The sequence below is a fragment of the Nonomuraea sp. MG754425 genome, from assembly GCF_021699195.1.
Classification (GTDB): Bacteria; Actinomycetota; Actinomycetes; order Streptosporangiales; family Streptosporangiaceae; genus Nonomuraea.
This window is the reverse complement of sequence record NZ_SSXE01000138.1, coordinates 1-26,252: the sequence shown is the minus strand read 5'-3', so window position 1 is coordinate 26,252 and position 26,252 is coordinate 1. Positions and strand designations below refer to the sequence as shown.

Annotated in this window: 23 protein-coding genes and 2 pseudogenes; 11 read left to right on the top strand and 14 right to left on the bottom strand. The window is 73.2% G+C overall.

What is annotated here, in order from left to right; all coding sequences use genetic code 11:
- From FAF44_RS36840 to FAF44_RS36825, 4 genes and pseudogenes are all read left to right on the top strand, one after another.
- A pseudogene (locus FAF44_RS36840) lies at positions 1 to 289 on the top strand (shikimate dehydrogenase); the annotation flags it as partial.
- 73 nt (positions 290 to 362) lie between these two features.
- Complete coding sequence (locus FAF44_RS36835) at positions 363 to 2,105, top strand: bifunctional sugar phosphate isomerase/epimerase/4-hydroxyphenylpyruvate dioxygenase family protein (protein ID WP_237107970.1); 1,743 nt, start codon at positions 363 to 365, stop codon at positions 2,103 to 2,105.
- Between the two features lie 96 nt (positions 2,106 to 2,201).
- Positions 2,202 to 3,503: an MFS transporter gene (locus FAF44_RS36830; protein ID WP_237107969.1), complete on the top strand. Its 1,302-nt coding sequence runs from the start codon at positions 2,202 to 2,204 to the stop codon at positions 3,501 to 3,503.
- Positions 3,500 to 4,279 (top strand): N-acyl homoserine lactonase family protein, encoded by a 780-nt coding sequence (locus FAF44_RS36825; RefSeq protein ID WP_237107968.1) that lies wholly within the window; start codon positions 3,500 to 3,502, stop codon positions 4,277 to 4,279. Before FAF44_RS36830 ends, FAF44_RS36825 begins: the two co-directional genes overlap by 4 nt.
- On the opposite strand, the gene FAF44_RS36820 is transcribed toward FAF44_RS36825, so the two are convergent.
- The 7 genes from FAF44_RS36820 to FAF44_RS36790 form a co-directional block, all read right to left on the bottom strand.
- Positions 4,269 to 6,335: a PQQ-binding-like beta-propeller repeat protein gene (locus FAF44_RS36820; protein ID WP_237107967.1), complete on the bottom strand. Its 2,067-nt coding sequence runs from the start codon at positions 6,333 to 6,335 to the stop codon at positions 4,269 to 4,271. The genes FAF44_RS36825 and FAF44_RS36820 overlap by 11 nt on opposite strands.
- A 57-nt stretch (positions 6,336 to 6,392) precedes the next feature.
- Positions 6,393 to 7,094 (bottom strand): ABC transporter ATP-binding protein, encoded by a 702-nt coding sequence (locus FAF44_RS36815; RefSeq protein ID WP_237107966.1) that lies wholly within the window; start codon positions 7,092 to 7,094, stop codon positions 6,393 to 6,395.
- Complete coding sequence (locus tag FAF44_RS36810; RefSeq protein WP_237107965.1) at positions 7,091 to 8,896, bottom strand: ATP-binding cassette domain-containing protein; 1,806 nt, start codon at positions 8,894 to 8,896, stop codon at positions 7,091 to 7,093. The genes FAF44_RS36815 and FAF44_RS36810 overlap by 4 nt, the downstream gene beginning before the upstream one ends.
- On the bottom strand, positions 8,893 to 9,762 hold the full coding sequence (locus FAF44_RS36805; RefSeq protein WP_237107964.1) for a branched-chain amino acid ABC transporter permease: 870 nt from the start codon (positions 9,760 to 9,762) through the stop codon (positions 8,893 to 8,895). The genes FAF44_RS36810 and FAF44_RS36805 overlap by 4 nt, the downstream gene beginning before the upstream one ends.
- Before the next feature lies 1 nt (position 9,763).
- Positions 9,764 to 10,906, bottom strand: coding sequence for an ABC transporter substrate-binding protein (locus FAF44_RS36800; protein WP_237107963.1), 1,143 nt, complete (start codon positions 10,904 to 10,906; stop codon positions 9,764 to 9,766).
- A 206-nt stretch (positions 10,907 to 11,112) separates the two neighbouring features.
- Positions 11,113 to 12,828 carry a thiamine pyrophosphate-binding protein gene (locus FAF44_RS36795; RefSeq protein ID WP_237107962.1) on the bottom strand — a complete coding sequence of 572 codons (1,716 nt, stop codon included), beginning with the start codon at positions 12,826 to 12,828 and terminating at the stop codon, positions 11,113 to 11,115.
- Positions 12,825 to 14,273: an aldehyde dehydrogenase family protein gene (locus FAF44_RS36790; RefSeq protein WP_237107961.1), complete on the bottom strand. Its 1,449-nt coding sequence runs from the start codon at positions 14,271 to 14,273 to the stop codon at positions 12,825 to 12,827. Before FAF44_RS36790 ends, FAF44_RS36795 begins: the two co-directional genes overlap by 4 nt.
- Positions 14,274 to 14,428: 155 nt before the next feature.
- On the opposite strand from FAF44_RS36790, the gene FAF44_RS36785 reads away from it, so the two are divergent.
- The 3 genes from FAF44_RS36785 (at position 14,429) to FAF44_RS36775 (ending at position 17,446) form a co-directional block, all read left to right on the top strand.
- Positions 14,429 to 15,589: a CaiB/BaiF CoA-transferase family protein gene (locus FAF44_RS36785; RefSeq protein ID WP_237107960.1), complete on the top strand. Its 1,161-nt coding sequence runs from the start codon at positions 14,429 to 14,431 to the stop codon at positions 15,587 to 15,589.
- A 28-nt stretch (positions 15,590 to 15,617) separates the two neighbouring features.
- Positions 15,618 to 16,361, top strand: a complete 744-nt coding sequence (locus FAF44_RS36780) for a citryl-CoA lyase (RefSeq protein ID WP_237107959.1) — start codon at positions 15,618 to 15,620, stop codon at positions 16,359 to 16,361.
- 107 nt (positions 16,362 to 16,468) lie between these two features.
- Entirely contained in the window at positions 16,469 to 17,446 is a 978-nt protein-coding gene (locus FAF44_RS36775) for a ThuA domain-containing protein (protein WP_237107958.1), read from the top strand.
- 6 nt (positions 17,447 to 17,452) lie between these two features.
- Here the strand turns inward: FAF44_RS36775 and FAF44_RS36770 are convergent, their stop codons facing one another.
- The 4 genes from FAF44_RS36770 to FAF44_RS56035 form a co-directional block, all read right to left on the bottom strand.
- Positions 17,453 to 18,070, bottom strand: coding sequence for a peptide deformylase (locus tag FAF44_RS36770; protein ID WP_237107957.1), 618 nt, complete (start codon positions 18,068 to 18,070; stop codon positions 17,453 to 17,455).
- Positions 18,071 to 18,176: 106 nt separating this feature from the next.
- Positions 18,177 to 19,205 (bottom strand): LLM class flavin-dependent oxidoreductase, encoded by a 1,029-nt coding sequence (locus tag FAF44_RS36765; protein WP_237107956.1) that lies wholly within the window; start codon positions 19,203 to 19,205, stop codon positions 18,177 to 18,179.
- Between the two features lie 63 nt (positions 19,206 to 19,268).
- Entirely contained in the window at positions 19,269 to 19,472 is a 204-nt protein-coding gene (locus tag FAF44_RS36760) for a hypothetical protein (protein ID WP_237107955.1), read from the bottom strand.
- A 98-nt stretch (positions 19,473 to 19,570) separates the two neighbouring features.
- On the bottom strand, positions 19,571 to 20,314 hold the full coding sequence (locus FAF44_RS56035; RefSeq protein WP_237107954.1) for a GNAT family N-acetyltransferase: 744 nt from the start codon (positions 20,312 to 20,314) through the stop codon (positions 19,571 to 19,573).
- A gap of 107 nt (positions 20,315 to 20,421) precedes the next feature.
- Between FAF44_RS56035 and FAF44_RS36750 the strand changes: the two genes are divergently transcribed.
- The 4 genes from FAF44_RS36750 to FAF44_RS36735 are packed head-to-tail and all read left to right on the top strand — an operon-like array spanning position 20,422 to position 23,508.
- Positions 20,422 to 20,811, top strand: a complete 390-nt coding sequence (locus FAF44_RS36750) for a pyridoxamine 5'-phosphate oxidase family protein (RefSeq protein WP_237107953.1) — start codon at positions 20,422 to 20,424, stop codon at positions 20,809 to 20,811.
- Positions 20,808 to 22,019 (top strand): precorrin-6y C5,15-methyltransferase (decarboxylating) subunit CbiE, encoded by a 1,212-nt coding sequence (cbiE, locus tag FAF44_RS36745; protein WP_237107952.1) that lies wholly within the window; start codon positions 20,808 to 20,810, stop codon positions 22,017 to 22,019. Before FAF44_RS36750 ends, cbiE begins: the two co-directional genes overlap by 4 nt.
- Positions 22,016 to 22,771: a precorrin-4 C(11)-methyltransferase gene (cobM, locus tag FAF44_RS36740; RefSeq protein WP_237107951.1), complete on the top strand. Its 756-nt coding sequence runs from the start codon at positions 22,016 to 22,018 to the stop codon at positions 22,769 to 22,771. The genes cbiE and cobM overlap by 4 nt, the downstream gene beginning before the upstream one ends.
- Complete coding sequence (locus FAF44_RS36735) at positions 22,756 to 23,508, top strand: cobalt-precorrin-6A reductase (RefSeq protein WP_237107950.1); 753 nt, start codon at positions 22,756 to 22,758, stop codon at positions 23,506 to 23,508. The genes cobM and FAF44_RS36735 overlap by 16 nt, the downstream gene beginning before the upstream one ends.
- On the opposite strand, the gene FAF44_RS36730 is transcribed toward FAF44_RS36735, so the two are convergent.
- The 3 genes and pseudogenes from FAF44_RS36730 to FAF44_RS36720 form a co-directional block, all read right to left on the bottom strand.
- Positions 23,499 to 24,980: a precorrin-2 C(20)-methyltransferase gene (locus tag FAF44_RS36730; protein ID WP_237107971.1), complete on the bottom strand. Its 1,482-nt coding sequence runs from the start codon at positions 24,978 to 24,980 to the stop codon at positions 23,499 to 23,501. The genes FAF44_RS36735 and FAF44_RS36730 overlap by 10 nt on opposite strands.
- Positions 24,981 to 24,985: 5 nt before the next feature.
- Complete coding sequence (locus FAF44_RS36725; protein WP_237107949.1) at positions 24,986 to 25,606, bottom strand: precorrin-8X methylmutase; 621 nt, start codon at positions 25,604 to 25,606, stop codon at positions 24,986 to 24,988.
- A 58-nt stretch (positions 25,607 to 25,664) separates the two neighbouring features.
- Positions 25,665 to 26,252 (bottom strand): annotated as a pseudogene (locus tag FAF44_RS36720) (hypothetical protein); the annotation flags it as partial.

Below are 26,252 nucleotides of genomic sequence, written 5' to 3'. Positions count from 1 at the left end.
CCCGGACGGGGCCGAAGGGCTGGTGCACGCGACGCCGACCGGCAGGGCCCACCACCCCGGCCTGCCGCTGCCCGCCGAACTGCTGCACCCCGGCCTGTGGGTGGCCGACATCGTCTACCGGCCGCTGGAGACCGAACTGCTCAAGCAGGCGCGGGCGATCGGCTGCCGCACCCTCGACGGCACCGGCATGGTCGTCTTCCAGGCCGTGCACGCCTTCCGGCTGTTCACCGGCAAGGAGCCGGACGCCGAGCGGATGTTCGCCCACCTCACCGACCTCATCGCGGTCTGAGCCCGCCCAAGTCTGATCGCGGTCTGAGCCCGCCCAAGTCTGATCGCGGTCTGAGCCCGCCCAAGGAGGAAGCATGCGCAAGTCCATCGCCACGGTCTCGGTGAGCGGCACCCTCACCGAGAAGCTGGAGGCCGTCGCCGCCGCGGGCTTCGACGGCGTGGAGATCTTCGAGAACGACCTGCTGGCCTGCCCGCTGCCGCCCGAGGAGATCCGCGCCAGGGCGGCCGGCCTCGGCCTCGGCATCGACCTCTACCAGCCCTTCCGCGACTTCGAGTCGGTGACCCCCGACGTGCTCGCGCGCAACCTGCGCCGGGCCGAGCACAAGTTCCGGGTGATGCGCCGCCTCGGCGCGGACCTGCTGCTGGTCTGCTCGAACGTCTCGCCGGGCGTGGTAGGCGACGACGAGCTGGCCGCCGAACAGCTCCGGCTGCTGGCCGACCGGGCCGCCGAACACGGCATCCGCATCGCCTACGAGGCCCTGGCCTGGGGCCGGCACGTCAACGAGTACCTGCACGCCTGGCGCGTCGTGCGGATGGCCGACCACCCGAACCTGGGCACCTGCCTGGACAGTTTCCACATCCTCTCGCGCGGCTCCGACCCCATCGGCATCGAGGCCATCCCCGGCGAGAAGATCTTCTTCCTCCAGCTCGCCGACGCCCCGCTGCTGGCCATGGACGTGCTCCAGTGGAGCCGCCACCACCGCTGCTTCCCCGGTCAGGGCAACTTCGACGTCGCCGGGCTGGTCCGGCACGCGCTGAACGCCGGGTACACGGGCCCGCTGTCGCTGGAGGTCTTCAACGATCACTTCCGGCAGGCCGTCACGGGACGCACCGCACGCGACGGCATGCGCTCGCTGCTCGCGCTGGAGGGAGAGCTGGAACGCGCCGCGCATCCGTCCGTGCCGACCGGCTTCGCCTTCGCCGAGCTGAGCGGCCCGGGGCCGCTGCGCGGCGTGCTGGCCGCGCTGGGCTTCGCTCGTACCGGGACGCATCCCACCAAGCCGGTCGAGCTGTGGTCGCAGGGCGGGGCCCGCCTGCTGCTCAACGAGGGCCCGCCGGGGACCGATCCGGCCCTGGTCGCGATCGGCCTGGACAGCCCTCATCCCGGCGGCGCGGTCAAGCACGCCGAGTCGCTGCTGTCGCCGGTGCTGCCCCGCGAGCGCGCCCCCGAGGACGCCCCGCTGGACGCGGTCGCCGCCCCGGACGGCACCGAGATCTTCTTCTGCGACGACGGCTGGCTGGCCGACTTCGGCGGCCCCGGCGCGCCCGTCGCCGGGGAGGTCACCCGCATCGACCACGTGGCGCTCACCCAGCCGCCGCACTACTTCGACGAGGCCGAGCTGTTCTACCGCAGCGTGCTCGGGCTGAGCCCGCAGGAGAGCCTGGACCTGCCCGACCCGTACGGCCTGCTGCGCAGCAAGGCCATGTCGGCCCCCGACGGCTCGGTCCGCATGGTGGTCAACGTGGCCCAGGTCGGCGCCGGTCACCACCCGTGGCAGCACGTCGCGCTGGCCTGCGAGGACGTCGTGGCCGTGGCCCGCAGGCTGCGCGCGCGGCAGCCCGGCCTGCTGCTGCCCATCCCGGGCAACTACTACGACGACCTCGAGGCCCGTCACGAGATCGACCCCGAGCTGCGCGAGCTGGGCGTGCTTTACGACCGCGACGGCGACGGCGAGTTCCTGCACCTGTACACGGTCACCGTGGGCCGGGTGTTCTTCGAGTTCGTCCAGCGGATCGGCGGCTACCAGGGTTACGGGGCCGGCAACGCCCCGATCCGGCTGGCCGTGCAGCACGTCAGTCCCGCTCGCGGGGCTTAATCCTGCGGCAACACCCTTGTAATGTACGAACCGGTGAGTTAGTTTCCTGTCACCGCACTACCCCCCGACGTCGCCGTGAGGAGCATAATTGTGACGGTGCAGGGCAAACCACGCAAAGCGGCCATCGCTGCCTGGATAGGCAGCGCGCTTGAGTACTACGACTTCTTCATCTATGGCACGGCCGCCGCGCTGGTGTTCAACAAGATCTTTTTCCCCGCCTCCTCGCCCGCCACGGGAACGCTGCTCGCGCTGGCCACCTTCGGAGTCGGCTACCTGGCCCGGCCCGTCGGCGCCTTCGTGCTCGGCCACGTGGGCGACCGGTTCGGCCGCAAGCGGGTGCTGGTGCTCACCTTGCTGATGATGGGCGGCTCCACCTTCCTGGTCGGCTGCCTGCCCACCTACGACCAGGTCGGCGTGGCGGCGCCGATCATGCTGGTGCTGCTCCGCCTGATGCAGGGCTTCTCCGTCTCGGGCGAGCAGGCGGGCGCCAACTCCATGACGCTGGAGCACGCCCCCGAAGGCCGGCGCGCCTTCTACACCAGCTTCACCCTCAACGGCACCCAGGCCGGCCAGATCATCGCCACCGCGATCTTCCTGCCGATCGCCGCCCTCCCCGAGGAGCAGCTCCTGACCTGGGGCTGGCGGGTGCCGTTCTGGCTGAGCGTGGGCGTGGCCGTGGTCGGCGTCGTCATCCGCCGCACGCTGGAGGAGACCCCGGCCTTCGAGCAGGAGGTCGCCACCAACACCGTCGCGAAGATGCCCCTCGCGGTGCTCTTCCGCGAGCACAAGGCCGACGTGCTGCGCGTGGTCGTCGCCGCGGTCATCGCCTCGGTCAGCACGATCTTCACCGTGCACGCCCTGTCCTACGCGGTCAACACGATGGGCCTGGAACGCACCCCCATGTTGTGGGTCGGCGTGCTGGCCAACGTCGCCGCGGTGATCACGATCCCGCTCTGGGGCAACCTGTCGGACCGGATCGGCCGCAAGCCGGTCTTCATCGGCGGCTCCCTCGGCTGCGCGGTGCTGATGTTCGCCTACCTGTGGTCCATCTCCGCCAGCAACTACTTCCTGATCTTCGTGGCCGGGATCCTCATGTTCGGCGTCGTGCACAGCGCCACCAGCGCCGTCTGGCCGTCGTTCTACGGCGAGATGTTCACCACCCGGGTCCGGCTGTCGGGCATGGCGATCGGCACCCAGATCGGGTTCGCCATCGCCGGCTTCGCGCCCACGGTTGCCACGGCGGTGGCCGGCACCGGCCCCGGGAGCTGGCTCGGCGTCTCGATCATCACCGCCGTGGTCTGCCTGATCAACGTGGCCGCCGTCGCCACCGGGCGGGAGACGTACAAGGTGCCGACCGAGCAGCTCGGGCTCAAGGTGCCCGACCGGGTGCGGGCATGAGTAGCGCCTTCCGCGTCCAGGCCATCCGTTACGCTCAGCGCGACGCCCGCCGCGGCGAGCACTTCCACGGCTATGAGCCCGGCGGCGCGGGCTCCCACCCGACCGCCTACTACATCTGGCTGGCCGTCTCCGACGAGCACACCGTGGTCGTCGACACCGGCATCGCGCCGGAGCGGGCCGCCCGCGTCGAGGGCCTCGACTACCGCTGCTCGCCCGTCGAGGCCCTGGCCGAGCTGGGCGTCCCCGCCGAGTCGGTCGACCACGTGGTGCTGACCCACCTGCACTACGACCACACCGGCACCGCCCACCTGTTCCCCCGCGCCCGCTACGTCGTCCAGCAGGCCGAACTGGACTACTGGAGCGGGCCCTGGGCCGAGCGCATCACCCGCGAGCGCTGGCTGCTCAACGACGCCGACCTGGCGCACCTGCGCGAGGCCGGCGAGCGGGGCCGCGTGCGGGCACTGGACGGCGACGCCACCGTCGTCCCCGGCCTCAGCGTGCACCTCGTGGGCGGGCACACCGCAGGCATGCAGGTGGTGCGGGCCGAGACCGCCCGCGGGCCCGTCGTGCTGGCCTCCGACGCCAGCCACTTCTACGAGAACATCGAGAGCGACCGCCCCTTCCCGATCCTGCACAGCATGACCGGCATGTACGGCGCCTTCGACCGCGTCAACGAGCTGGCCGGCGGCCCCGAGCTGGTGGTCGCCGGCCACGATCCGCTGGTGCTCGAACGTTTCCCGCTCCAGACCCCGGACGTCGCGCTGATCAGCCCGTGACCTCGATCTTGCCCGTCGGGCGCGGGCTGTGGCAGTCGTTGAAGAAGTACTCGCCGGGCCGGTCGAAGGTGTGGCGGTAGGACTCACCGGGCTTCAGCCGCACGTCGAACAGCCCCTCGAAGAACTGGGTGGCCCCGTGGACGTGGACGTTGTCCGCGGGGTTGACGAACGTCACCGTGGTGCCGACCGGCACCCGCAGGTGGGTGGGCGCCATCGCGTTCACGGCCGTGGACTCGACCGCGCCCACCTGCCCGTTCTCGTACACCCTGGCCAGCACGACGGTGTTGCCCACCGCGCTGCCCTCCACCGGCGGGCCGGAGACCGGCCGGCGCACCACGGGCGGCGGCGGGGTGGGCGCGGGCGGCACGCCGCCGTCCAGCCGGAAGGCCCACAGGTGGTCGCCGCGCTGGGCGGAGCCGCCGTACGGGATGCTGGTGCCGCCCGCGTAGACCGCGACGTACTGCTCGCCGTCGATCTCGTACGCGATCGGGCTGCTGCTGACGGCGGCCCCCGTCTGCCAGCGCCACAGCTCCCGGCCGTCGCGGGCGTCCAGGCAGAGCAGGTTGCCGTCGGGCTGGCCGATGAACAGCAGGTCGGAGGCCGTGGTGAGGATGCCGTTGCCGTGCGCGAGCGAGTACGGCAGGTTGCGCTTCCACCGGACCAGGTTCGTGGCGGGATCCACGGCCACGACGCCGCCGGTCATGTACTCGCCGGGCGGGCGCAGCCCGTTCGACGCCTCGGTCAGGGAGTGCGCGGCGGCCACGTAGCCGAAGCCGGTGTACACCAGGCGGGTGCTGTGGCTGTAGGACTGGTGGTTCCAGTCCGCGCCGCCGCCGTGGCCGGGGATGGTCAGGATCGGCTCGTCCCAGTGCGGCGTGTACAGCGAGCCGATCGTGTAGTTCGGCACCGCCCGGTGCGGGGCGCCGGGAACCTCCGAGCCCAGCGGCTGCGCCACCGGCCGCTGCTCGGTCCAGCCGCCCTGGCGCGGGAACGGCTGCGTGGGCCAGGTCTTCTGCCGGGGCTCCTGCGGCACCGGACGTTCGTCGATGCCCAGCGGCGCGGAGCCGTCGGCCCGGTCGAGGATGTAGTACATGCCGGTCTTGCTGCCGTAGACGACCAGCTTGCGCATCCGGCCGCGGACGCGGGCGTCCAGCAGCACCGGCGCCATGACGTTGTCCATGTCCCAGATGTCGTGGTGGATCGACTGGAAGTGCCACCGGTAGGCGCCCGTCTTCAGGTCCATGGCCACGATCGAGTTGGCGAACAGGTTCTGGCCGCCGCGCTCGGAGCCGTCCTGCGAGGAGCGGCCGCCCCGGGCGTTGCCGAACGTCCAGTAGACCAGCCGCAGGTCGGGGTCGATCGCGCAGTGCATCCACGGCGTCGCCCCGCCGGCCTGCCAGGAGTCGCCCTCCCAGGTGCCGCCGCCCACCTGGCCGGGCGCGGCCGTGCCCCAGAAGTGCCAGGCCAGCTCGCCGGTCGCCGCGTCGAAGGCGAGCGCCGCGCCGCGCGGGCCGTCGTTGGTGCCGCAGTAGAGCATGCCGTCGTGGTAGGTGACCGCGACCTTCTCCAGGTTGCCGTAGCCGTTGTGCTGCCGCTCCCACAGCACCTGGCCGGTGCGCTGGTCGAGGGCGATCAGCCAGTTGTCGTTGGCGCAGGTGTAGATCCGGCCGCCGCCCACGCCCACGCCCCTGCGGGTGACCGCGCCGCGGGTCTGCTCGTACTTCCAGAGGGTCGCCCCGGTACGGCCGTCCACGGCGACGACGTTGCCCAGCGCGGACTCGATGAACAGCACGCCGTCCACGGCGACGGCGGTGCTCTGGCTGTTGCCCGCCATCAGCCCGCCCTCGATGTTGTTCACCCACCCCGCCCGCAGCCGCCTGACGTTGCCCCGGTGCACCCCGCGCAGCGCGGTGTGGCTCTGGTTCGCCAGGTTCCCGCCGACCTTCGGGAAGTTCCGGTCGGCGCGTCCCGTGCCTGCGGTGGCCGGCCCCGCGCCCGCTCCGGCGAGCGCGACGGCCGCGACGGCGCCGGCGAGTAACTCTCTGCGACGGACCATGGTCATCCTTTCTTCACGGACCGGGGCCGCACGGCCCGGGCCCTCAACCCGGCGTCTTCACAGACCGAGATAGATGCGCCTGACCTGGGGGTCGTCGCTCAGCTCCGCCGAGGCGCCGCCGGCGGCGATCTCCCCGTTCTCCATGACCAGGCAGGTGGTGGTGACGTCGAAGGTGAGCTTGGCGTTCTGCTCGACGAGCAGGATGGACAGGCCGCCGGAGTTGAGCTTCTTGAGCACGGCCGCGATGTCGTCGACCAGCTTCGGCGACAGCCCCATCGACGGCTCGTCCAGCAGCATCACCTTGGGCCGGCACATCATGGCCCGGCCGACGGCCAGCATCTGCTGCTGCCCGCCGGACAGCGCGCCGGCCAGCCGGCCGCGCATCTCGCCCAGCACCGGGAACAGCTCGTACACCTCGTCGATCGGGGTGTGCTTCCAACTCCCGGTGTACGCGCCCAGCAGCAGGTTCTTCTCCACGCTGAGCCCGGGGAAGACGTGCCTGCCCTCCGGGACGTAGCCGATGCCGTGCCGTACCAGGGTGTGGGCGGGCGCCCGGAGCAGGTCGTGCTCGCCGAACCGGATGGCCCTGGCCTGCCGCGGCGCCAGGCCCATGACGGCCTTGAGGGTGGAGGTCTTGCCCGCGCCGTTCGCGCCGATGATGCCGAGCGACTGGCCGGGCTCCACGGTGAACGACACGTCGTGGGCGGCGCGCACGCCGCCGTAGTGCACCGACAGTCCTTCCACGGTCAGCGTGCTCATCGGTTCGCCTCCTCGACGGCGGCCTCGGCGCTCTCCTCGGTGGGCGCGGCCATCGAGTCGCCGAGATAGGCGGCGACGACGTCCGGGTGCACGGCGACCTCGGCCGGCGGGCCGTCGGCGATGACCCTGCCGCTGGACAGCACGGTCACCTGGTCGCACAGCGACATGACCAGCCCCATGTTGTGCTCGATGATGATCACGGTGACGCCCGCGTCCCTGATGGAGCGGACGATCTCGGCCAGCCCGCGCACCTCCCCGCCGTTGAGCCCGGCGGCGGGCTCGTCGAGCAGAAGCAGGCTGGGGGACATCGCCATGGCGCGGGCCAGTTCGATCCGGCGCTGGATGCCGTACGGCAGCGAGCGCGGTTCGGCGTCGGCGACCTCCGCCAGCCCGAACCGGTCGATCAGCTCCCCGGCCCGCGCGCGCAGCGCCCGTTCGTAGCCGAGCACCTTCCACGGCAGGCTCGGATAGCGCCAGATCCACCAGGTGCGGGTGCGGTCCAGGCCCAGCAGCAGGTTCTCGCGCACGCTGAGGTCCTCGAACAGGCGCAGGTTCTGGAAGGTGCGCGCGACGCGGCGCTGCGCGAGCTGGTACGGGGCCAGCCCGCTCACCTCCCTCCCGTGCAATGCCACCGACCCCCGGCTGGGCGTGTAGAAGCCGCTGACCACGTTGAACAGGGTCGTCTTGCCCGAGCCGTTGGGGCCGACGATGCCGCGGATCTGACCGGCCGGGACCGTGAGCGACACCTCGTCGAGCGCCACCAGGCCCTTGAACCGCATCGTCAGTTCCCGGACCTCCAGCGCGACCCGCTCCTCGGCGCGGGGCACCGCCTCGTACGGCCGGAACGGGCCGAGCTGGGCCCGCGAGCCGCCGCCGCGTCTGCGCCGCAGCGCCTGGAGCTGCCCCGGCAGGCCCGCCAGCCCCTGCGGCGCGAACACCACCACCAGCACCACCACCAGGCCGTAGCCGAGCTGGGCGTACCCGGAGGCGTCCAGCAGCGCCTCCCTGACCAGGGACAGCGCGACGGCGCCGACCACGCAGCCCAGGATGCTGCTCCGGCCGCCGATGATCACCATGGCGAGCAGCAGGAACATGTTGGCGATGTTGAAGGACTCGGGGGCGACGAAGCGGATGAGCCCGGCGTACAGGATGCCGGCCAGGCCGCCGTACAGGCCGGACAGCACGAACGCGGTCATCCGCAGCAGCGGGATCTCCGCGCCCAGCGCCCCGGCGGCGAGGTCGTCGTCGCGCATCGCGCGCAGCCGCCGGCCCAGCGGCGAGCGGGTGACCAGCAGCGCGAAGGCCAGCGCCACCGCGAACACGATCAGCTCGACGTAGTAGAACAGGTAGCCGCTGGACAGGTCGACGCCGAACATCGGCGGCACCGGGATGTCGCTGATCCCCTCGGCGCGGCCCGCGATGTGGGCGTTGGTCACCCAGTTGGTGAACGCCAGCGCCAGGCCGAGCGTCACGATGCCGAGGTAGTGCGACTGCATGCGCAGCGCGGGGATGCCGGTGAGCACCCCGAACACCACGGCGGTCAGCAGCGCCAGCACCGACGCGGTCCAGAAGCCGAGCCCGGCCTCGGTGGTCAGGATGGCGACCGTGTACGCGCCGACGCCGAAGAAGGCCACCTGGGCCAGGTTGATCTGCCCGGCCACCCCCATCGTCAGGCCGAGCCCGATGGCCAGGATCGCGAAGATGATCGCGACGTCGGCGACGTGGATGGCGTAGCCGCCCAGTCCGTAGGGCAGCAGCCAGGCCGCCACCGCGGCGGCGGCGATGAGCACCAGTCGTTTCATGCGCGGTTCACCGTTGCCTCTCCGAAGACGCCGGTCGGGCGGATCATCACGATGAGGGCGAAGACGAGGAACGTGACCAGCTCGGAGTACTCCTGGAAGTTGCCCGCGGCGAAGGAGTCGAGCAGGCCGAAGGCCAGGCCGCCGACGATCGCGCCGGGCATGCTGCCGAAGCCGCCGAGCATGGCGGCGGCGAAGCCCTTGATGCCGAGCGTGCCGCCCATGGTGGGGTTGACGTACAGCATGGGCCCGATGAGGCTGCCGGCCAGCGCGGCCAGGCCGGCGCCGATGGCGAAGGCCATGGCGTTGCTGCGGCCGACGTGGATGCCGACCGCGGTGGCGGCCTGGTGGTCCATGGCGACCGCCTGCATGGCCGCGCCCAGCTTGGTGCGCTGCAGGAACAGCGCCAGCAGCCCGGTCGCGGCGGCGGCCACGGCGATCACCAGCAGGCTGTAGGTGGGGATGCGGATCCCGGCCACGTCGATCGGCCCCGTCGCGACCGGGGACGGCACGGCGTGCCCGGTCGCGCCCCAGACCAGGACCGCGCCCGCCTCCAGCACCGCGCCGAAGCCGATGGTGCCGATCAGCATCAGGGTGAAGTCCTTGTTCTCCAGCGGACGCAGGAAACGCTCGATGACCAGGCCGATGAGCCCCGTCACCGCGATGGCGACGACGATCGCGACGGCGAACGGCAGTTGCGTGGCCAGGTAGAAGGTGGAGGCGGCGTACGCGCCGATCATCACGACGCTGCCGTGGGCGAAGTTGACCAGCCCCATGGTGCGGTAGACGATCGAAAACCCCATCGCCACCAGCGCGTACACCGCTCCGAACGTGACCCCGCCGATCAGGGTCTGAAGGAAGACCTGCACGTCAGCTCGCGGCCTCGGGTACGACCTTGCCGTCCTTGACCAGGCCGATCTTCGTCTCGTGGATGCCGACGCCGTTGGCGTCGTAGGTGTAGTCGCCGAGCAGCCCGGCGCGCTTGACCCCGCGGATGGCGTCGGCCAGCTTCTGCCCGCCCTCGCCCTGCGTCTGCTTGAGCGCCTCGATGAGGATGGACGCCCCGTCGTACGCCTTGGCGACGTGCATGCGGGCCTCCTCGTTGTAGGCGGCCTTGTACTTGGCGGCGAACGCCTTGATCGGCTCGCTGGCCTCGTTGCTCAGGTAGGGGGAGCTGACGACGGTGCCTTCGGCGTTGTCCAGGCCGGCCGTGGTGGCGTACACGTCGGTGCCGACCGGGGCGCCGCCGGCGAGGACCGCCTTGATGCCGAGTTCGCGCGCCTGCTTGGCGATCAGCCCGGACTGGACCTCCTCGGCCCCGATGAACAGCACCTCGGGGCTCTGCTCGCGGATCTTGGCGAGGTTGGAGTTGAAGTCCTTCTGGTCGGGGGTGACGATCTCGTCGGCGGACGGGGTGACGTTCCTGGTCTTGAGCGAGGCGAGGAAGGCGTCGTGCTCGCCGGCGCCGTACGCGCCGTTGTTGCTGATGAGCGCGATCTTCTTCATGCCCTTGTCGTCGATCAGGTACTTGGCCAGCGTCTCGTCGAAGGTCACGCTGGTCGGGGCGTTGAGGAAGAGGAAGGGGCTCTTGAGCTCGGCGAGCTTGGGCGACTGTCCCGAGGTGATGTTCGGGATCTTGGCGTCCTTGAGGATGGGCGCCATGGCGAGGGTGACCGCGCTCTCCGCGGTGCCGAGCATGGCGAGGTAGCCCTCGGCGGCGATCTTCCTGGCCACGTTGGTGCCGATGGTGGGGTCTCCCTGGCTGTCGAAGAGGTCGAGCTGGATCTGCCGCCCGTTGACACCGCCGGCCTTGTTGGCCTCGTCGACGGCGAGCTTGACGCCCTTGTGCTCCCACTGGCCGAGCGAGCTGAGCTGGCCGCTCTGGGCGTTCACGTTGGCGATCTTGATGGGGCCGGTGGTGTTCGATTCCGAGCCGCCCGTCTGCCCGGGAGGGGCGCAGGCGGCGAGCGCCAGCAGGGCGGCGGCCGCGATGGAGAATCTCGTGAAATGCACGGTTCACCTCGTAGGGGGGTAGGTGAGAAGTAATTCACGGACTAGTACGTTCGTTATAAGCGACGGGAAACGTTGAGGGAATCTCGAACGTGCAACGGTTTCCGGGCGACCGGCCGGGCTGATCGGGCGAGCTGATCGGCCCGGCTGATCGGCTGGGTTGATCGGTCGGTCAGCCCCTTCGGTCGGCCCCTCGATCGGCCCGTGGCTCAGTCCGTGAACAGGCCCTGGTAGATGTCCTTGATGTTCCAGTGGCCCGGGGTCGGCACCGGCTCGTTGACCATCGGCACGTCGATCACCGCGGGCCGCCGGTCGGCGACGGCCGTGCGCAGCGCCTCGCCGAGGCCGGCGGGCGTGGCGACGCTGTGGCCCACGGCTCCGCACGCCCTGGCCAGCGCCGCGAAGTCGGGGCTGTACGGCTTTCCGGCCGGGTCGGTGAAGTCGCAGCCGTGGCTGCGGCCGAAGTACGCCGACTGCAGGTCGGAGATCGTGCCGTGGGCGCGGTTGTTCATCACCACGAAGATCACCGGGGCGTCCTGCTCCACCGCGAGCGGCAGGGCGGGCAGTTGCGCGCTCATCCCGCCGTCGCCGACGAGCGCGACCACCGTCCTGCCCGGCTGGGCGAGTTGCACCCCGACGGCGGCGGCCGGCCCGAAACCCATGGTGGAGGCGCCGCCCGGGGTGATGAAGCGGCCTTCGGCGGGCAACTCGTAGCACTGGGCGACGCCGTTCTTGTTCCAGCCCACGTCGGTGACCAGGATCGCGTCGGCCGGGAGCGAGGCGCGCAGGTCGGCCAGGATGCGTTCGGGCCGCAGCGGGAAGTCCGCGCTCCGGCCCCGTTCGGCACTGGCCGCGTACAGCTCCGAGCGTGCGGCGCGGATCCGCGCGCGCAGCTCCGGCCGGTCCCGTACGGGGTGGGCCGCGGCGGCCTCGGCGACGGCCTGCACCCCGAGCCGCACGTCGGCGACCGCGCCGATCTCCACCGGATAGTTACGGCCGATCTCGGCCGGGTCGATGTCGATCTGGATGAGCGTGCTGCCGGAGAAGTCCCAGGTGTAGCGGGGATCCCAGGAGCTGGCGTCGGTCTCGGCGAACCGGGTGGCCAGCGCCAGCACCACGTCGGCCGCGCGGGCGTAGTCGTTGGTGAGCTCCAGCCCCCAGAAGCCCGGCATGCCGAGCAGCAGCGGATGGGCGTCGGGGACGGTGCCCTTGGCCATGAGCGAGTGCACGATCGGGATGTCGAGATGCTCGGCCAGCCGGATCAGCGGCCCGGCGTCCTCGCGCAGGCCGCCGCCCACGTAGATGAGCGGGCGTTCGGCGGCGGCCAGCCGGGCGGCGATCAGCTCCGCGGTGCCCTCCGGCAGGACGGGCGGGGCCGCGTGGCTGAGCTCCGGGTACGGCGTCGCGGGCCGCGAGAAGACGTCCATCGGCACGTTGACCAGCACGGCCCCGGGACGTCCCGAGACGGCGGTCCAGAAGGCGCGCTCGACGTGGCGGCCGAGATCCTGCGCCCGGTGCACGTTCCAGGCCCGCTTGACGAACGGCCGGAACACGCTCGCCTGGTCGGCGTCGGCGTGCAGGTTGATCTCCTGGTGCGGATGGCGTCCGTGGTAGTACGAGGGGACGTCCCCGGAGATCACCACCAGCGGCACCGAGTCCAGCGCGGCGGTCAGCACGCCGGTCGCGGCGTTGGTCAGCCCCGGCCCGACGTGCACCAGCAGCACGCCCGGCTTCCCGCTGGCGCGGGCGTAGCCGTCGGCGGCGTGCGCGGCGGCCTGCTCGTGGCGGGCGATGACGAACCGGACGCGGCTGTCGGCCAGCGCGTCCAGGACGGCAATGTTGGTGTGCCCGCAGGTGCCGAAGACGTACTCGACGCCGAGCGCCTCGAGCTGCGCGACGAGCGCGTGGGCGGCCGTCGTGGTCACTGATCCCCCCAGATGGACAGGCCCTTGAGCATGAGGGTCTTGGTCACGGTGAAGTCCTCGATCATCCAGCGCGGCGACTCGCGGCCGACGCCGGAGTCCTTCACACCGCCGAACGGGACGTGGTCGAGCCGGAAGTTGGACGAGCCGTTCACCACCAGGCCGCCCACCTCCAGCTCGCGCCAGGCGGTCACGATGCGGCGCACGTCGTGGGTGAACAGCCCGGCCTGCAGCCCGTACGTGCTGCGGTTGCACTCCTCCAGCACCTCGTCGAACCCGTCGTACGGGAGCACGGCGACCAGCGCGCCGAACACCTCCTCGCGCACGACCCTGGCCTCGGCGGGCGGATCGACGACGACGGTGGGCGCCATCACCGCGCCCTCCCGCGTGCCGCCGGCCGTCACCCGGGCGCCCTGATCGGCGGCCTCGGCGCTCCAGCGGACCACCCGCTCGGCGGCGTCGTCGTCCACCATGGAGCCGACGTCGGTCGCCGGGTCCATGGGGTCGCCGACGACCAGCGTCTTCACCTGCGCGGTCAGCGCGGCGGCGAACTCCTCGAACCGGCTGCGGTGCACGTAGACGCGCTGGACCGAGATGCAGCTCTGCCCGGAGTTGCTGTAGCCGGTGCGGGCGCAGGCCAGCGCCGCCGCGGCGACGTCGGCGTCCTCGCAGACGATGGTGGCGGCGTTGCCACCGAGTTCGAGCAGCACCCGTTTCGGCCCGGCGGCGTGCGCGACGGCGCGCCCGGCCGGCACGCCGCCGGTGAAGCTGACGACGGCGATCTCCGGCGCGGCGCACAGCCGTGCTCCCACGTCGCCGCCTCCGTGCAGGACCTGCACCGCCTCGACCGGCATCCCGGCCTCCAGCAGCAGTTCCACCAGCGCGGTGGAGACCGCGGGCGCCTGCGGCGGCGGTTTGACGATCGTGGTGTTGCCGGCCGCGAAGGAGGCGGCGAGCTTGTGCGCGAGCAGGTTCGCCGGGGCGTTGAACGGCGTGATCGCCAGCACCGGCCCGGCCGGGGCGCGCTGGGTGATCGCGGTGTTGCCGACCCCGCGGCCCCAGCCCGCGACCGGCAGCACCTCGCCGCCGATCGCGCGCGCCTCGGCGGCGGCGACGGCCAGCGTGTCGGCGACGCGGGCGATCTCGCCCCGTCCGTCCTTGAGTGGTTTGCCCAGCTCCAGCGCCAGCAGGCGGGCCAGGTGGTCGCCGCGCGCGGTGGCCGCGGCGGCGGCGCGTTCCAGGATGTCCGCCCGGGTGGCGGGCGCGAGCCGGGCGACGTGCCTGGCCCCCTGCCGGGCGTAGGCGAGGGCGGCGTCGATGTCGCCGGGCCGCGCGGTCCTGGCCCGGCTGACCGGCTCGCGGCGGTAGGGGCCGACACGGTCGGCGTACTCGCCGTCGTTCAGCCAGTTCCCGGCGACCAGGCATCCGGCGTCGTGGATGGTGTTCACGGTGACTCCCCACCGGATCCGCTCAGCGGTTCCGACAATCCGCACTGTGGATTGCCTCACGGTATGAGCCCGGTGAAGGTTATGGCAAGGGTAAAGATTTTCCGCCAGGTGGTTCGCCTGGACCGTTCAGCGGACTCGGTGTTAGGGTGCGGGCCATGCCTTCGAACTTGCCGCTGGACGGCGTCAAGGTCGTGGACCTGACCAACGTCCTGGCCGGGCCGTACTGCGGCTACCAACTGATGTTGTTCGGCGCGGAGGTGATCAAGGTGGAGGTGCCCGGCGCCGGCGATCTCGCCCGCCGGCTCGGGCCCGACCCGGAGCTGAACCGGGAGCGGATGGGCGCGTCCTTCCTGGCCCAGAACGCCGGGAAGAAATCGGTCGAGCTCGACCTGAAGAGCCCGGCCGGGCGGGCCGCCTTCGAATCGATGATCACCGGCGCGGACGTGCTCCTGGAGAACTTCCGGGCCGGGGTGCTGGCCAGGCTCGGCTACGGCTGGGAGAGCCTGCGCGAGCTCAACCCCGGTCTCGTCTACTGCTCCATCTCCGGATTCGGGCAGAGCGGGCCGATGAGCTCGGCGCCCGCCTACGACCAGATCATCCAGGGGCTGTCCGGCATGATGAGCGTCACCGGCACCCCCGACACCGCCCCCGTACGGGTGGGCTTCCCCGTCTGCGACACCGTCGGCGGGCTGACGGCCGCCCTGGCCGTCTGCGCCGCGCTGGCCGGCCGGCAGCGCAGCGGGCGCGGCTGCCACCTCGACCTGTCCATGCTGGAGGCGTCCATCTCCGCGATGGGCTGGACCGTCTCCAACTACCTGATCGGCGGTGTCGAACCCGAGCCGATGGGCGACCAGAACGCCACCGCCGCCCCGTCCGGCACCTTCGAGACCGCCGACGGGCCGCTCAACATCGCCGCCAACCAGCAGGCCCAGTTCGAGACGCTGTGCCGGCTCGTCGGACGGCCCGACCTGCCCGACGACGCCCGCTTCGCCGAACGGGAGGCGCGCAAGACCCACCGGCGGGCCCTCAACCAGGAGCTGAACCAGGCGTTGCGCGCCAAGACCGCGCTGGAGTGGGAGGAACTGCTCTCCGAAGCGGGGGTGCCCGCCGCCCGCATCCTCACCGTCCCGCAGGCGCTCGCCCTCGACCAACTGACCCGGCGCGGCTTCCTGACGGAGGTGCCGCTCGCCGGAGCGGGCGGCCGGCCGGTCACCGTCACCGGGAACGGGGTGGTCGTGGACGGCGTCCCCCTGCGGCCCCGCGGGAGCGCCCCGCGGCTCGGCGAGCACAACTCCGAGATAGAGGAGGCGTCATGAGCGACAGCTCCGAGATCGAGGGGGCGTCATGAGCGACGGCGAGGCCGCCGGCTGGTGGGCCACGGCGGTGTCGCGGATCGAGCCCGACCTGATCGAACTGCGCGGCCGGCCGGTCCAGGACCTCATCGGCCGGATCGGGTTCGCCGAGCTGATCTGGCTCATGCTCCGCGGCGAACGCCCCGACCCGCGGCACGCGGCGCTGCTGGAGGCGGCGCTGGTCTCGTCGGTCGACCACGGGCCGCACGCGCCGTCCATCGCCGTCGCCCGGATGGCCGTCACGTGCGGGGTCGGGCTCAACAACGCCGTCGCCACCGGCGTCAACCTGCTCGGCGACGTGCACGGCGGCGCGGGCGAGCAGTGCGTCGGCCTGCTGGAGGAGGTGGTCGCCGACGGTGACGCCGCCGCCGTGGTGGCGCGCCGGCGCGCGCGGGACAAGTACCTGCCCGGCTTCGGGCACCGGTTCCACACCCGCGACCCGCGCCGTGACCCGCTGCTCGACCTCGTCTCCGGCGCGGTCGCGGCCGGGGTGGTGCCCGGCGCGCACCTTCGGGCCGCGATCGAGGTCGAGCGGCTGATCGCGCCGGTGCCGATGAACATCGACGGGGCCACCGCCGTGGTCTACGCCGAACTGGGTTTCCCCGCGCCCCTGGCGCGCGGGCTGTTCGTGCTCAGCAGATCGGTCGGGATCCTGGCCCACGCCTGGGAGGAGAGCGGACAGGGGCGGCGCAACAAGGGGCCGATCCCGCCGTCCATCCTGCCGACCTGGCTCTGAACGGTGGCCCGCCGCCGCCCGCTTGTCGACCGGAAGATCCGAAGTTACGCTCAAGTCCCCTGAGTGGACCCATCGATCCATCTGGTGGATCGAAACGTGAGGTGCTCATGCGCAGCAAACTCTCCGTCGCCGCCGCCACCGGAGCGGCGTTCCTCCTGCTCACCGCCACCGCCCCCGGCTCCGCCGCATCCCTGTCCGCCACCTCCGCCACCTCGTCCGCCGCGCCCCCCGGCCCGGCGCAGAACCTCGGCGACCCCGACTACGGCGTCTGCCGGGGCACCGACCCCCGCTGCTACCACGACTGGGGCAACTTCGACCCGGCCAAGGGCTACAAGCTGCTCGTCTACAGCCGCACCGCCGGGCCGCGGCACGCCCACCTCGGCACGCCGCTCGGCCCCGGCCTCAACCCGCCGCTGAACGACGACAACGTCGCCGTCAAGGCGATGATCGAGATGGGCCGGGAGAACGGCTTCTCGGTCGACTACACCGAGGACGTCACCCAGCTCTCGTCGGCGGGCCGACTGCTGGCCTACAACGCGGTGATGTTCCTCAGCACCACCCGCGACGCCCTCGACGACGCCGCGCAGACCGCGCTGCGCCAGTACGTCCGCGCCGGCGGCGGCTTCGCGGGCGTGCACAACGCCTTCGGCACCGAGTACAACTGGCCCTGGTACGAGGGACTGCTCGGCAACGCCAACTTCTACGACCACGGCGCCAACCAGCCCGGCACCGTCGTCACCGTCGGCCGCCGCGACGTCTCCACCCAGGGGCTCCCGCGCACCTGGGCCTTCACCGACGAGTGGTACAACCTCGTGCCCGCCCCGACCCGCGTCCGGGTGCTGGCCGAGGTGGACGAGCGCACCCTGCCGCGCGGCGTGCGCGGCAACCTCGGGCACCCGGGCCACGGCGAGCACCACCCGGTGAGCTGGTGCCAGTACTACGACGGCGGCCGGGCCTGGCTGACCACCCTCGGGCACGACGTCAAGGCGTGGACCGCCGAGCCCATGGAAGGCGACGAGCACTTCACCCGGCACCTGCTGGGCGGCGTGAAATCGGTGCTCGGCATGGCCCCGTTCTGCCGTTGACCCGCCTCAGCCCGGGCGTCTCCCGGACGAGGCCCCGCCGGCCACGTGGAAACGCTCGTGGTTGGCCACGGTGGACAACGACCGCGGCTCGGCCCGGTCGAGGTAGAGGACGCCGTTGAGGTGGTCGGTCTCGTGCTGGGCGATGCGCGCCGGCCAGCCGGACAGCTCCAGCTCGTACGCCCGCCCGCCCCCGTCGAGCGCCGCCAGCCGGACCTGCGCGTGCCGGGCGACGACGGCCGTCAGCCCCTCGACGCTCAGGCAGCCCTCGTTGAAGGCGTGGTAGCGGGAGCCGAGCGGGGTGACGACCGGGTTGACGAGTTCGAGCGGCGGCAGCGGCGGGCGCTCCCGCTCGGCGGCGAGCTCCGGCGGCACCTCGGCGGGGTCCTCGATGACGGCCAGCGCCAGCGGGATGCCGACCTGCGGCGCGGCGAGCCCGACGCCGACGCCCGGCAGGTGCCGGAACATCGCGTCGAGCAGGTCGCGCAGCAGGGCGTCGGGGAGCTGGCCGTCGTACGGCTCGGCGGTGCGGCGCAGCACCGGGTCGCCGATCTGGACGACGGACCAGGGCCTGGGCTGCGCCAGCAGCGCGTGCACCTGCTCCACCAGCCGCTCGCCGCCGCTCATCGCGACTCCCGGCAGGGGGCGTTCCGGTGTTCCATGGAGAGGAGTCCTTTCGCAGCGGTCGTCCGCCTGACGATAGAGCACCCGGGTGCCGGGTTCCCGGCCGTCCTCAGCCGGGCTCCCCGGCGGGCCGCCAGCCCAGCGCCGGGCCGAGCTTCGTGGCCATGTCGGTGAGGATCTGCACGTAGTCGTCGTGCTCGAAGGTGAACGGCAGCGCGAACGCGACCTCGTCGATCTCCTGGAAGGCGGCGTGGGCGTGCAGCCGTTCGGCGAGCTGCGCGGAGTCGCCGACGAGGTCGGGCGCGAACAGCATGCGTGCCGGTCCCTGCGGCTCGGCGGTGCGGGGCAGGCGAGCGGCGGCGTAGGCCGCGTATTTGGCCCGCTGCTCCGGGGTGGCCGTGTCCGTCGGGAGGACGACCAGGCCCTGGGAGACGCGGGCCCGCTCGCCGTCGGGGTGGTGGGCGCGGAACTCCCGCACGTGGGAGAGCTGGACGCGCTCGAAGTCCGCCGACTCCTCGGCCTTGACGACGCTGCTGGTCAGGAAGTTCATGCCGTGCTCGCCCGCCCAGCGGGCCGAGCGCAGGCTGGCGCCGCCGTACCACAGGCGGGCGGCCAGGCCGGGGGAGTGCGGCTGGACCCGGCCGGAGAAGACCTCGAAGCCCTCCGTGCCGCTGAAGGCGCTGGCCGGCTCGCCGCGGACGAGGCTCACCAGCCGCCGCACCCGTTCGTGGCTGAAGTCCTCCAGGTCGGCGGTGTCCGGGTAGAGCGCGCCCTTGACCTGGTCGTAGTGGGACGGCGGGCCGACGCTGACGCCGGGGTTGAGCCGTCCGCCGGACAGCACGTCCACCGTGGCCAGGTCCTCGGCCAGGCGCAGGGGGTTCTCCCAGCCGAGGGGGATGACCGCGGTGCCCAGCTCGATGCGGCGGGTGCGCTGGGACGCCGCGGCCAGCACGGCGATCGGGGAGGAGATGCCGTACTGCAGGTGGCGGTGCCGCACCCACACGCTGTCGAAGCCGAGCCGCTCGCCCAGCTCGATGATCCGCAGCGTGGACTCGTGGCCGGGGCGCGGGTCGTCCCCGGCGAACAGCCCGATCGTCAGGAAACCCAGCTTGCGCAGGGGGCGGGTGGGTCGCGGCACGGTGGCTCCTCCTTCATGATCCCGCTGGTACCAACCAGGAGAACCGGGAAATAATTGCCTGTTTCAGTCGGCCCAGCGCCGCAGGTCGGCGACCGCGCGGTCACGCTCGCCGGCCGGCAGCACGTTGTGCCCGGTGAGGTGGAAGACCATGGGCCGGTCGTACGAGCGGTGCTGGAGCATGATCCGCTGCTCGAACCAGCCCCGCCCGGGGTCGCGGTGATCGACCGGCTGGCGGGTGGCCGGGGCGCGGTCGGCGTGGGTCGTCATGTGTGGTCCCCTTCGGTTGCTCGGTGCACACGGAACCACCGCAGGAGCGCGGGACGAGATGACGAATGCGCTGCTGTGCAATCCTTTTACGTGAGCGTCTACGGGATTGGACGATCGCTGGTGAGAGGCGCGCGCACGACCTGGAACACGGTGGTGCGGCGCAGCCGGAAGCCGAGCCGCTCGTACAGGCGGATGGCGTCGGTGTTGCCCGCGGCGGCGTGCAGGAACGGCGTCTCCCCGCGGGCGCGGATGCCGGCGGCGACCGCGCGCACCAGCCGGGCCGCCAGGCCCCGCCCCCGGTGGGCGGGATGGGTGCAGACGGCGCTGATCTCGGTCCAGCCGGGCGGGCGCAGGCGTTCGCCGGCCATCGCGATCAGCTCGCCGTGGCGGCGGATGCCGAGGTAGACGCCCAGTTCGATGGTGCGCGGCAGGAACGGCCCCGGCCTGGTGAGCCCGACCAGCGCCAGCATCTCGGGCACGTCGGCGGGGGTGAGCCGGACCGCCTCCTCGTCGGGGGCGGCGGCGACGCCGTCATCGACCAGTTGCACGCCCTGGCCGCGCGCGAGGATCTCCCACCCGGCGGGCGGCAGGACGTCGTCGGCCGTGTAGGAGACCTGCCCGCCCGGCCCGACGAGGGCGGCGGCGTCGGCCCAGTCGCGTTCGGCCGGGTGGTCGGGCAGGGCCGCGAACGGCGACACGTCCACCGGGTAGCGCAGCACCTCGCCGCGCCGTTCGGCGAGGTGGGCGTGCGGCCCGGTCAGCGCGGCCCGTGCGGTGCGGTCGAGCGGGTGCGGTGGGGGCGCGCCCGCGTCCGGCTGGGTGGCGGCTGCGGAGATGCTCACGTGGTTCACAATACCTTTAATATCAGTAGGTTTTACGGGATTCTTGGTCGTCGCTCGGCAGAAGTGTGCGATATACGATATGGCTCGCAAATCACCCGAGGAGGATCGTGAACCTGGTCGAGCAGGGCAGCGCTTTCGCCGCCTTCTGGCAGGAGCGGCACCTGTGCACGCTGTCCACCGCGCGCCCCGGCCGCCCGCCCCACGTGGTGCCGGTGGGCGCGACACTCGACCTGACGACCGGCCTGGCCCGGGTGATCACCTCGGGCGGCTCCGTCAAGGCCCGGCTCGTCGCCGCCTCCGACGGCGTGCCCGTCGCGCTGTGCCAGGTGGACGGCCGCCGCTGGTCCACGCTGGAGGGCCGCGCGGTCGTCCGCACCTCGCGGGAGGAGGTGGCTGACGCCGAGCACCGCTACACCGCCCGCTACCGGCCGCCCCGCGCCAACCCCGCCCGGGTGGTCATCGAGATCCAGGTGACGCGCGTCCTGGGCAACGTGTGATCACCGTCGTCGGCGTCGGCGCGGACGGCTGGAGCGGGTTGCCCGAGGCGTCGCGCCGCGCGCTGGAGACGGCCGAGGTCGTCATGGGCGGCCCCCGGCAACTGGACCTGCTGCCCGCCGCCGCAACCGCCGAACGCGTGCCCTGGCCCTCGCCGCTGACGGCCGGGCTGCCCGCGCTGATGGAGCGGCACGCCGGCCGCGCGGTGTGCGTGCTGGCCAGCGGCGACCCCATGTTCTACGGCATCGGCTCCACGCTGGTGCGCCTGCTCGGGGCGGCGGACGTCCGCGTGCTGCCGCACGTGTCGTCGCTGTCCCTGGCCTGCGCCCGGCTGGGCTGGGCGGTCGAGCACGTGGAGACGGTCAGCCTCGTCGGCCGCCCGCCCGAGACGCTGAACGCCGTCGCGCTGCCCGGCCGGCGCGTCGTCGTGCTCGGGGCCGGCACCGACGCCCCGTCCACGGTCGCCGCGCTGCTGACCGCCAACGGGTACGGCCCGAGCGCCATGACCGTGCTGTCGGACCTCGGCGCGCAGACCGAGACCGCCCAGCACGGCACGGCCGGGACCTGGACCGAGCCCGCCGCCTCCCCGCTGCACGTGATCGCCGTCGAGTGCGCGGCGGCCCCCGGGACCGAGCCGCTGCCCCGCGTGCCGGGCCTGCCCGACACGGCCTACGAGCACGACGGCCAGCTCACCAAGCGGGAGGTCCGCGCGGTCACGCTGTCGCGGCTCGCCCCGCGTCCCGGCGAACTGCTGTGGGACGTCGGGGCGGGCGCGGGCAGCATCGCCGTCGAATGGCTGCGCAGCCACCCGGCGTGCGCCGCCGTCGCCGTCGAGAGCAGGCCGGAACGCGCCGCCGCCATCCGCCGCAACGCCGGCCGGCTCGGCGTGCCGTCGCTGCGCGTCGTCGAGGGCAGCGCCCCGGCCGCGCTGGAGGGCCTGCCCGCGCCCGACGCGGTGTTCGTCGGCGGCGGCCTCACCGCGCCCGGCCTGCTCGACCGCTGCTGGTCGCGGCTGCGCCCCGGCGGGCGGCTGGTCGCCAACGCCGTCACGCTCGAGTCCGAGGCCGTCATCGGCCAGTGGTACGGCAGGCTGGGCGGCGATCTGGTCCGCCTGGCCGTGCAACGCGCCTCACCGGTGGGCGGCTTCACCGGCTGGCGACCGGCGATGCCGGTCACCGTATGGTCCCTGACCAGGAAGGACGTCACGTGACCGTGTACTTCGTCGGTGCCGGGCCCGGCGCCGCCGACCTGATCACGCTGCGCGGGCTGCGCCGGCTCCAGACCTCGCCGGTGTGCCTGTACGCGGGCTCCCTGGTGCCCCGCGAACTGCTGCGCTCCTGCCCGCCCGGCACCCGGCTGGTGGACACCGCGGACCTGAACCTCGACGAGATCGTCGCCGAACTGCTCACCGCCCACCGCGCCGGGCTCGACGTCACCCGGCTGCACTCCGGCGACCCGTCCGTCTTCAGCGCCGTCGCCGAGCAGATGCGCCGGCTGGACACGCTCGGCGTGCCGTACGAGGTGGTGCCGGGCGTCCCGGCGTTCGCGGCGGCGGCGGCCTCCCTGCGCAGGGAGCTGACCGTGCCCGGCGTCGGCCAGACCGTCATCCTGACCCGCACCTCGGCGCGGGCCACGCCGATGCCCGACGGCGAGGACCTCGCCACGCTGGGGGCGAGCGGGGCCACGATGGTGCTGCACCTGGCGGTGCAGCGGATCGACGAACTCGTCGCCGAACTGCTGCCCGCCTACGGCGCGGACTGCCCCGTCGCCGTGGTGGCCCGCGCCAGCCGGCTCGACGAGGAGATCCTGCGCGGGACGCTGGCGGACATCGCGGAGCAGGTGCGCGCCGCCGGGATCCGCCGCACCGCCGTCATCGTCGTCGGACGGGTGCTGTCGGCCACGCAGTTCCCCGACAGCCACCTCTACAGCGCCGGCCGGGACCGGGCGTGCGGCGAGTCCTGATCCTGGGCGGCACGGCCGAGGCCCGCGCCCTGGCCGCCGCGCTGGCCGGCCGCCCCGGGCTGCACGTCGTGTCGTCGCTGGCCGGACGGGTCAGCAGGCCCCGCCTGCCGGTCGGCGAGGTGCGGGAAGGCGGGTTCGGCGGGGCGGAGGGACTGGCCGCCTGGCTGCTGGCCGAGCACATCGACGCCCTGGTGGACGCCACCCACCCGTTCGCCGCGCGGATGAGCGCCTCGGCCGCCGCCGCGTCGGCGGCCACCGGCGTGCCGCTGCTCGTCCTGCGGCGGCCGGGCTGGCGGGAGGGCCCGGACGACCGCTGGCGGCGGGTCGCCTCCCTGCACGAGGCCGCCGCCCTGCTCACCCCGGGCGCGCGGGTCTTCCTCACGACGGGCCGGCGCAGCCTCCCGCTGTTCACCGGCCTGCCCGGGGTGTGGCTGCTGGCCCGCTCCGTGGACCCGCCGGAGCCGCCCGTGCCGGCCCACGTGCACGTGCTGCTCGACCGGGGCCCGTACACCGTCGAAGGGGAGCGGGCGCTCATCCGCGAGCGCCGCCTCGACGTGCTGGTCACCAAGGACAGCGGCGGCGAGCTGACCACCGCCAAGCTCACCGCCGCCCGCGAGCTCGGCCTGCCGGTCGTCATGGTGGACCGGCCGCCGCTCCCGGACGGCGTCCGCCTGACCGGCACCGTGGCCCAGGCTGCCGACTGGGCGGCGGACTGGGCGGGCGGTCCTCAGGGGTAGCGGCGGGGCGTGTAGACCAGGCCGCGATCGGTGACCCGGGTGGTCGAGGAGCCGATGATCAGCAGGCAGCGCATGTCCACCTGGCCGGGGTCGAGGTCGCCGAGCGTCGTGACCGTGACGCTCTCCTCCGGGCCGCCGACGTCGCGGCCGATCACCACCGGCGTGGCCGCGTCCCGGTGCTCCAGCAGCAGGTCACGGGCCGCCGCGAGCTGCCACGTGCGAGAGCGCGAGGCCGGGTTGTAGATCGCCAGCACCAGGTCCGCCGCGGCCGCCGCCGTGATCCGGCGGGCCACCACCTCCCACGGCTTGAGCAGGTCGGACAGCGACAGCACGCAGTAGTCGTGCCCGAGCGGCGCGCCGGCCCGGCCGGCCACCGCCTGCGCCGCCGTCAGACCGGGCACGATCCGCACCGGGACGTCCGGGAAACCGGCCGCCTCCTCCATCACCGCGCTGGCCATGGCGAACACGCCCGGATCGCCCGACGACACCACGGCCACCCGGGCGCCGTCGCGGGCCAGCTCCAGCGCGTGCCTGGCGCGCTCGGCCTCCACCCGGTTGTCGGTGCGGTGGCGGCGCTGGCGCGGGTTGGGCGGCACCCGGTCCACGTACGGGCCGTAGCCGACGATGTCGGTGGCGGCGGCCAGCGCGTCCTGCGCCTCGGGCGTCAGCCACGGCCGCCCGGCCGGGCCCAGCCCCACCACGGTCACCTCGCCCGGCCCGGCCGGCGGCGCGGCCGGCTCGGGCGCGAACGTGCGCTCGGCCGGGCTGGCGAGCAGCGCCAGCGAGAAGTACGGCACGCCGGAGGGGTCCACGTCCTTCAGCGGCGCGACCCGCTCGGAGCCCATCGTGGCGCGCTCGACGTACCAGGCGTCGTCCAGCCGGCCGGCCTCGGCCAGCGCGTCGCGTACCTTCCCGAACGTGCGGCCCAGCTTGAGCACCGCCGCCGAGTCCGTCCCGCGCAGCCGCTCGGCCAGCACGTCGGCGGGCAGCGTGCCGGGCAGCACGGTCAGCACCTCCTCCCGCTCCACCAGCGGACGGCCCAGCACGGCGGAGGCGGCGCTGACCGACGTCACGCCGGGCACCACCTCCGTCGGGTAGCGGTGGGCCAGGCGTTTGTGCAGGTGCATGTACGAGCCGTAGAACAGCGGATCGCCCTCGGCCAGCACCACCACGGTGCGGCCCGCGTCCAGGTGCGCGGCCAGGCGCCGGGCGCAGTCGGCGTAGAAGTCGTCGAGCGCGCCCTGGTAGCCGCCGGGATGGTCGGTGCTCTCCGTGGTCAGCGGGTAGAGCAGCAGTTCCTCGACCTGATCCGCTCTCATGTACGGCACCGCGATCGAGCGCGCGATACTGCGGCCGTGCCGGGCGGCGTGGTAGGCGATCACGTCCGCCTCGCCGATCAGCCTGGCGGTCCTGACCGTGACCAGTTCCGGGTCACCGGGCCCGAGACCGACTCCGTACAGGCGTCCCTTCAACGTGCTCACTCCGTCTCACTGGCCAGGGCGTTGACCGCCGCCGCCGTCATCGCACTGCCGCCGCGACGGCCGTGCACCACCAGGTGTTCCAGGTCGCTGTCCGCCAGCGCCCGCTTGGACTCGGCCGCGCCGATGAACCCCACCGGGACGCCGAGCACCGCCGCCGGCCGGCCCGCGCCCTCCGCGACCAGCTCCAGCAGCCGGAACAGGGCGGTCGGCGCGTTGCCGATCGCCACCACCGCGCCGTCGAGGCGGTCGCGCCACAACTCCAGGGCGGCGGCGCTGCGGGTGGTGCCGAGCCGTTCGGCCAGGCCGGGCACGCGCGGATCGGCCAGCGTGCACAGGACCTCGTTGTCCGCCGGGAGCCTGCGCCTGGTCACGCCCGAGGCGACCATCATGGCGTCGCACAACACGGGAGCGCCCGCGCGCAGGGCCGCGCGGGCCCGCACGACCACCCCGGGGGACCAGGCCAGGTCGGTCACGAGGTCGGTCATGCCGCAGGCGTGGATCATCCGCACCGCCACCTGGGCCACCTCGGCGGGCAGGCCCGTGAGGTCGGTCTCGGCGCGGATGGTCGCGAACGAGCGCCGGTAGATCTCGGCTCCGTCGCGGATGTAGTCGGTCACTGGGGGTCGCCTTCGCGGGTCGTCGGTCGTACGTCCGTCGTTCGTTCGCGTGCGGGGCTCATCGGGGCCGTCCTCGCCGGTAGCCGTCGCCGGTGGCGATCAGCGCGACGACCGGGCCGCGCGGCAGGCCGCACCGCCGTTCGCAGCCGGCCCAGTGCACGGGCGTCCCGGCCGCGCGGTCCGGCGCGTCCGGGGGGTGTGCCAGGCCCTGGACCCAGCGCCGCGCGTCCGCCTGGACGTCCGCCAGCGCCTTCGCGCAGCCCGGACGGCCGGTGCAGGCGGTGACGCCGGCCCAGGGGGAGGCCGGGTCGGTGACGAGGCCGGAGCCGGTGAGCGCCCGCTCCGCGCGGTCCGCCTCCCCGGGGGTCAGGTCCAGGCACACCGCCGTGCGCCACGGGGTGAACCGGATCGCGGGGCCGTCACCGGCCCGGGTGCCGGCCGTGGTGTCGGCCAGGGTGTCGGCCAGGGCGCGGGCCTGGGCGGGGGTGAGCCTGCCGAGCGGCGCGAGCGCCTCCAGCGCCACGCGCCCGTCCCGCTGCGTCGTGCGCCCGGCCCGCCGCGGGGGCGGGCCCGGCGTCGGGATGCCGCGCGACGCCCCGCGGGAGGACGCGCCGGGCGAGGCGTCGTGGGTTGGGGCGTTGGGGGG